The 7,220-nt window shown below is 64.7% G+C and carries 6 protein-coding genes; all 6 read right to left on the bottom strand.

Annotated elements, in window-relative coordinates; translation table 11 throughout:
* Positions 1 to 377 precede the first annotated feature (377 nt).
* Positions 378 to 3,038 (bottom strand): aminopeptidase N, encoded by a 2,661-nt coding sequence (gene pepN, locus IN820_RS13835; protein ID WP_193681512.1) that lies wholly within the window; start codon positions 3,036 to 3,038, stop codon positions 378 to 380.
* Positions 3,039 to 3,100: 62 nt separating this feature from the next.
* Positions 3,101 to 3,946: a DUF2797 domain-containing protein gene (locus IN820_RS13830; protein ID WP_193681511.1), complete on the bottom strand. Its 846-nt coding sequence runs from the start codon at positions 3,944 to 3,946 to the stop codon at positions 3,101 to 3,103.
* Entirely contained in the window at positions 3,946 to 4,224 is a 279-nt protein-coding gene (locus tag IN820_RS13825) for a YeaC family protein (protein WP_102893735.1), read from the bottom strand. Before IN820_RS13825 ends, IN820_RS13830 begins: the two co-directional genes overlap by 1 nt.
* A gap of 144 nt (positions 4,225 to 4,368) precedes the next feature.
* Positions 4,369 to 5,232: a rhomboid family intramembrane serine protease gene (locus tag IN820_RS13820; RefSeq protein ID WP_193681510.1), complete on the bottom strand. Its 864-nt coding sequence runs from the start codon at positions 5,230 to 5,232 to the stop codon at positions 4,369 to 4,371.
* Complete coding sequence (locus IN820_RS13815) at positions 5,229 to 6,197, bottom strand: metallophosphoesterase (protein ID WP_193681509.1); 969 nt, start codon at positions 6,195 to 6,197, stop codon at positions 5,229 to 5,231. Before IN820_RS13815 ends, IN820_RS13820 begins: the two co-directional genes overlap by 4 nt.
* Positions 6,197 to 7,084, bottom strand: coding sequence for an NAD(+) kinase (locus tag IN820_RS13810; RefSeq protein ID WP_193681508.1), 888 nt, complete (start codon positions 7,082 to 7,084; stop codon positions 6,197 to 6,199). The genes IN820_RS13815 and IN820_RS13810 overlap by 1 nt, the downstream gene beginning before the upstream one ends.
* Positions 7,085 to 7,220: the final 136 nt, after the last annotated feature.

Raw genomic sequence — 7,220 nt, 5'->3', positions numbered from 1 at the left:
AGGTCAGGCTCCCGCAAAAAAAGCAGCATGTGCACACCGAGCCCTGCAAGTCGCGGGGCTTCACCGAACCTGTGGTGGGCTGAAGCCCACCCTACCTGCTGGACTGCCAAGGACGCAAAAGCATCGCCCAGGTCAGGCTCCCGCAAAAAAAGCAGCATGTGCACACCGAGCCCTGCAGTCCCGGGGGCTTCACCGAGCCTGTGGTGGGCTGAAGCCCACCCTACCTGGTTGGACTGCCAAGGACGCAAAAGCATCGCCCAGGTCAGGCTCCCGCGAAAAAGCCGCATGTGCACACCGAGCCCGTAGGAGCCCTTGGGCTGCAACCCACCGTGGAAGAAGCCGGCCGCCCGGCTCACCCACAGCTGCCGGAACGAACCTCAGGCCAGGCTCTTGCTCACCACCTCGTAGACGTCGCTGGACAGTTCGCCGGAGGCCAGAATCCGTTCCAGCTCGTGTTTCATCAGCGCCTGGCGCGCGCTGTCGTACTTGCGCCAGCGGGTCAGCGGTGCCAGCAGGCGCGAGGCGATCTGCGGGTTGAGTGCGTTGAGCACGATCACCTGCTCGGCGAGGAAGCGATAACCCGCGCCGTCGGCCCGGTGGAAGTTGACCAGGTTCTGGTTGGCGAACGCGCCGATCAGCGCGCGCACCTTGTTCGGATTCTTCAGGATGAACGCCGGGTGCTTCATCAGCTGCTGGACGCGCTCCAGGCCACCGGGCAGCGGGTTGCCGGCCTGCACGCTGAACCACTGATCCATGACCAGCGGGTTGTCCTTGAAGTGTTCGGCGAAGGTCTGCAGCGCCTTGTCGCGCTCGGCCTCGAACGGCGAATTGACCAGCACCGCCAATGCGGTGAGGCGTTCGGTCATGTTGTCGGCCTGCTCGAACTGCTCGAGGCATGCCTCGAGCACTTCGGCCTTCTCGCTCAGCATCAGGTACGACAGCGCGATGTTCTGCAGCGCGCGGCGGGCGAAATGTTCGGCCGAAGCGACGTAGGCGGTGTTGCGCGAGGTTTCGCGATTGGCCTGGTAACGCTGCCACAGCGGCTCGAACAGCGCATCGGCGATGCGCTTGCGGGCGAATTCGCGAGCGGCGTGGATGGCGTCGACGTCGGCTACCTCGCTGATCTCGGTGAGGTAGGCCTCGCTGGGCAGCGAGAGCATCTCGGCGACCATCGCCGCATCGAGGTCCTGGTTCGCCAGCAGGCTGCGCAGCGCCTGGACCAGGCGCTCGTCCATGGCCAGCGGCTCGCCGCGCTGCTGCTGGCCGATCAGCTCCTGCAGCACCTGCACCGACAGTTGCTGCCCGGCCTCCCAACGGTTGAAGCCGTCGCTGTCGTGCTGCATGAGGAACATCAGCTGGTCGCGGCTGTAGGGGTACTCCAGCTTCACCGGCGCGGAGAAGCCGCGCAGCAGCGACGGCTGTGGCCGCTCGGGCACGTCGACGAAGGTGAAGGTCTGCTCGGCTTCGCTGACCGCCAGCACGCGTGAGATGCCCGCCGCAGCGTCTTCACCCTGCAGGCGCAGCGGTATCTCCGCGCCGCGGGCATCCAGCAGCCCCAGCGCCAGCGGAATCACGAAGGGTTCCTTGGTCGGCTGGCCCGGCGTCGGCGGGCAATTCTGGCGGAAGGTCAGGCTGTAGGTTTTGGCCACCTCGTCATAGCGCTCGCTGACGGCCAGGCGCGGCGTGCCGGCCTGGCCGTACCAGCGCTTGAACTGGCTCAGATCCGCGCCGTTGGCATCCTCCATGGCCTTGACGAAATCGTCGACGGTCACCGCCTGGCCGTCATGACGCTCGAAGTACAGGTCGCTGCCCTTGCGAAAGCCTTCGGCGCCCAGCAACGTCTGGATCATCCTCACCACTTCGGCGCCCTTTTCGTAGACGGTCAGGGTGTAGAAGTTGGAGATCTCGATGAAGGATTCCGGGCGTACCGAATGCGCCATGGGGCCGGCGTCCTCGGCGAACTGGTGGGTACGCAGGTAGGCCACGTCCTCGATGCGCTTGACCGTCGGCGAATTCATGTCGGCGGAAAACTGCGAGTCGCGGAACACGGTGAAGCCCTCTTTCAGCGAGAGCTGGAACCAGTCACGGCAGGTCACGCGGTTGCCCGACCAGTTGTGGAAGTACTCGTGGGCGACGATCGCCTCGACGCGCTGGTGCGCGGCGTCGGTGGCGGTTTCGGCACGGGCCAGCACGGCGCTGGAGTTGAAGATGTTGAGGCCCTTGTTCTCCATCGCGCCCATGTTGAAGTCGTTGACCGCGACGATCATGAAGATGTCCAGGTCGTACTCGCGGCCGTAGGCCTCCTCGTCCCACTTCATGGACTTCTTCAGGCTGTCCATGGCGTGCTGGCACTTGTCGATGTTCTCCGGCTCGACGTAGATGCGCAGCGCCACGTTGCGACCGCTCAGGGTGGTGAAGCTGTCCTCGACGCACCAGAGGTCGCCCGCCACCAGGGCGAACAGGTAGGCCGGCTTCTTGAACGGATCTTCCCAGGTCGCCCAGTGGCGCCCGTCATCCTCGCTGCCGCTGGCGATCGGATTGCCGTTGGAGAGCAGCACCGGATAGGCCTTCTGCTCGGCGCTGACGGTGGTGGTGAACTTGCTCATCACGTCCGGGCGGTCGAGGTAGTAGGTGATCTTGCGGAAACCCTCGGCCTCGCACTGGGTGCAGAACATGCCGCCGGACTTGTACAGCCCCTCCAGCGCGGTATTGCTTTCCGGATGGATGCATACGCTGCTGTCGATGACGAAGGCATCGCTGTCCGGCTGCAGGGTCAGGCAATCCTCGCTGAGCTGGTAGTCGCCCAGGCCCAGCTCGCGGTCGTTCAGCGCGAGCGACAGCAATTCCAATTCCTGGCCGTGCAGCTCCAGCGGCGGCAGCTTGCCGGCCGGCCGCTCGGGGTTGCGGCGCATCACCAACTGGGCATGCACCAGGGTGCGGTCCTCGTACAGCTCGAAGGTCAGGTGGGTTTCATCGATCAGGTACTCCGGGGCCTGGTAATCCTTCAGATGAATGACTTTCGGTTGTTCGGTACGCATGGGTCGGGCCTCTTCGAGGCAGCTTCAAGTGGCAAGCTTCAAGCTGCAAGTTAGGGATGGTGTCAGCTTGCAGCTTGTGGCTTGCAGCTGATGGCTGTTTGGTAGGCGGTGAACTTGCGAATGTTGATCACGCCGGTATCCAGGATCAGGTATTGACCCTTGATGCCCCGCAGGGTGCCTTCGACCACCGGCGTCTTTTCCAGATCGAGACTGACGATCTTGCTCGGATAGGCCTCCACCGGATAGCGGATCTCCAGCACCTCGGCATCCGCCACCGGCTGGATCGCCTGCAGGCCGTAGCGCTGCTGCAAGTCCCGCAGCCCCTCGGCGCAGGCATCGAAGATCTGCTCGCGCATCTCGATCAGGTCGATGGGTTCGGCATCGCCCTTGAGCAGCGCACGCCAGTTGGTGCGATCGGCGACCTGGCTGCGCAACAGATCCTCGACCATGCCGGACTGCTGACGAGTGGCGACGCGCATGATCGGCAGCGCCTGGCTGGCGCCCTGGTCGAGCCAGCGCGTCGGCAACTGCGTGGCGCGGGTGATGCCCACCTTGGTGCCCGAAGAGTTGGCCAGGTAGACCACGTGATCGGTCATGCAGAAGTCCATGCCCCACTGCGGATCGCGGCAGGTGCCGAAGTCGTGGTGGCATTTTTCCGGGCTCATGATGCAGACGTCGCACTGCGGCAGTTTCTTGAAGCAGGGATAGCAATAGCCCTGGCTGAAACTCTTGTTGGTCTTGCGCCCGCAATGAGTGCAATGGATGGCCCCGAGGTACTCCAACCGCAGCGTTTTGCCGATCAGCGGATTGACCGGCACCCGCGCCTCGTCCAAGCAGAAAGCGTACTGGGCGGGCGCGCCCAGCTGCACACTCATCTTGTTCAGCGCGCCACGTCCAAGCTCCTGCATCAGTGACGGGTTCCCGAAGCGGGTGCGAACAGGCTGGTATCGATGGGGGCCTCGGCCTTCTTGCTCTTGGAGCCACACTCTGCCCCGCCCATGTAGCCGGTGCGTTCTTCTTCCGGAAGATTCTTCATTTCCCAGGCGATGATCGCCTGCATGCAGGTTTCCTTCTGCTCGGGCGTGAGCTTGCGGCCGTCAGCCCATTTGCCGAGCTCGATGGCCTGCTTGAGGCTCGCGTAGATTTCGGGGGTGATGTTTTCGGCGGTTTGGATAAAGGACGACATGGCCAGCTCCCAGGGAAACGAGCCGGCATTCTAGCGGAAAGGAGCAGCCATTAGCTGCAAGCCTCAAGCCTCAAGCCTCAAGCTTCAAGCTTCAAGCAGGAGCATTCGTCCTCGCCGCTCTTACTTGCCGCTTGCCGCTTGCCGCTATCCCCTACGCGCCAGCAGCCCACCGATAACGCCCGTGACGCATCCGGCGACCAAGCCGCCAACGTGCGCGGCATTGGCGATCGCCAGCGCGCCGAAGCTCAGCACCTCGATCACGCCGGTCAGGCACACCACCAGCCAGACCAGCATCAGCACCACCACGCCCGGCGGCAGCCGGTAGGCGTTGTCCGGGGCGAGCTTCTGGAACAGCCAGCAATGGCCGAGCAGGCCGTAGAGCACGCCGGACAGCCCACCGAAAATGCCCGGACCGCCGAACAGGTATTGGGCGAAATTGGAGATCAGGCCGAACAGCAGGGTCAATGCCAGCAGCATCCAGGCACCCTGGCGGAATTCGATGCGTCGTCCCAGCTCCCAGTACCACATGCCGTTCATCGCCAGATGAAGGATGCCGAAGTGCACGAAGATCGGCGTGATCAGTCGCCACCACTGCCCGGCCGCGAGACTCTGCTCGAGCGTGGCGAAATAGGCGTATTCGCCGTCGATACGAAAATCCGTGAAGCTCAGCCAGCGGATCGTCGCGAAATTCTCGCCGAGCAGGGTGAGCGCCGCGACGACCAGCGTCAGCAGCAGGATCGCCGTGGTGAAGGGATTGGCCCGTAGCGCCGCGCCCAGGCCGCCGCGGCGGCGGGTCGGCTGCTCGGCAACCACCGCGCCGTCGCCGGCGGGATAGCGCGCATAGAGGTCGCGCACCTGCTCGGCCACCTCGGCCGGCACGCGCAGCACCTGCTGATCGCCCTCCTCCGATACCCGGCAAGGCACCCGCAGACGCTGCAACAGGGCGATGAAGCCGCTCAGGTCTTCGGACAACGGCAGGCGCAAGGCCTCGACTATGGCCACGCTCATCGAAATATCGCCTTGACGTCGACCCAGGCGAATTTCGCCGGGTCCAGACGGGTTTCCTGATCCAGCCGATAGGCCACCAGCTTGCCGTTCTTCACCGCGCTGTAGTCCAGGCACGCCAGGTTGTCGCGAATCGGCCCCGGTTGCCCGCGACGCCAGTAGTGGCCGACGAACAGCAACGGTTCGTCCGGCCCGTAGAGGAACAGGCGGCGCTTCTGCTGCGCCGACAGCGGCATGCGCGCCGCATGTTCAGGCAGCCCACCGGGCTGGAATACCACGTCGCCATACGTCTGCGGATCCTCTTCCCAGAACTTGGTGCGGAAGAAGGTACGCACGAAGCCCTCCTCGCTGGTCAGCGTCATGCCCTGCGGCAGCGGCATATCGGTGCCGCGCAGCAGCCGGTCCAGCGCCTGGCAGATGAAGGTGCCGGGCAGGCCAGCCTCGCGCAGGATCGCGGGATTGATCCGCCCGTCGTCCAGAAGGGTTCCTAGCCGGGCGATGACATCGCTGTCCCAGCAGGCGTGCACCACACGGAAACGCGCGCTTTCCAGGTACAGCGGCAGCGAGTAGAACCAGTCGCGAAACGCCTGCCACTCATCAGGGTAATGCTCGAACTGCTGGAAGGTCTCCTGCAGCAGCCGGGCGAAGCGTGGCGAGCGCTCGCGGACGAACTCGCGGCCACTGCCCGGCGGCGCCGGCATGTACCAACCCAGGGCATTGAATTCGTGGTTGCCCATGATGCAGTAGGCCTGGCCATGTTCGACCATGTCGTGCACCAGGTGCAGTGCCTCGCGGATATGCGGGCCACGGTCGATGATGTCGCCGAGGAAGATCACCTGGCGCCGTGGATGGCGCCAGACGCCGCCCTGGCGGTGATAGCCGAGCCCCTCGAGCAGGCGCGCCAGGGCGTGGGCGCAGCCGTGCACGTCGCCGATCAGGTCGTAGCCGCGGTCCGGATCGAGCTGCATCAATCGCCTCCGCCGAGGCGGCTGCCCCAGCCGAGCTTGGTCCGGCAGACCTCGTAGTAGTTGTGGTCCAGCGGGTGGATCAGGTGCAGCTTCTGCGGCTTCTTGCGCACCGTGACGGTGTCGCCCGGCGCGCAGGTGAAGTGGTTCTGCCCGTCGCAGGACACCTGCGGGTAGATTTGCATGTTCGGCGAGACCACGATCTTCAGTTCGCTGTTGCCGTCCACCACGATCGGCCGGCTGGACAGCGTGTGCGGGTACATCGGCACGATGACGATGGCGTCCAGGCGCGGGTGCATGATCGGCCCGCCGGCCGACAGCGCATAGGCGGTGGAGCCGGTGGGTGTGGCGACGATCAGGCCGTCGGCCTTCTGGCTGCAGACGAACTGGCCGTCGATGTACAGCTCGAACTCGATCATCCGGGTCGACTTGCCGGGATGCAGCACCACGTCGTTGAGCGCATCGCCCTCGCCGATCGGCTCCTCGAAGCGCCGCGCCTGCGCCTCGAGCAGGAAGCGGTTCTCCAGGGTGTACTGGCCGTTGAGCACCTCGGCGACCTTCTCCTCCAGTTCGTCGGGACGGATGTCGGTGAGAAAGCCCAGGCTGCCGCGGTTGATCCCCAGCACCGGGACCCGATGCCTGGCCATCGCCCGCGCGGCGCCGAGCAGGCTGCCATCGCCGCCGACCACGATCACCAGGTCGCAGGACTCGCCCAACCGCTGCCGCGAGGAGGTCTGCATGCCATGCCCCGGTAGCACCTCGGCAATGTTCTCCTCGAGAATCACATGCAGATGACGCTCGACGAGAAATCGCTTCAGCCGGCGGATGGTATCCAGCACCTGGGAGCTGCCCAGGCGGCCGATGATGCCGATATTGCGGAATTGCTCCATTGAGGCTCCCTGGTGTGGCTGAGCTGAAATGCGCACAAAAGCCGTGTGCAGTGGACAAGCAGGACGCTGAGTCCGCTCGCGAAGCCGCCATTGTGCCAATCGGTTAGAGCGCATGGCCGGCGTGGGTGTTCAAAAT

Source organism: Pseudomonas lopnurensis (genome assembly GCF_015070855.1).
Lineage (GTDB): Bacteria > Pseudomonadota > Gammaproteobacteria > Pseudomonadales > Pseudomonadaceae > Stutzerimonas > Stutzerimonas lopnurensis.
The sequence above is the reverse complement of the archived record's forward strand: the minus strand, read 5'-3'. Positions and strand labels throughout refer to the sequence as shown.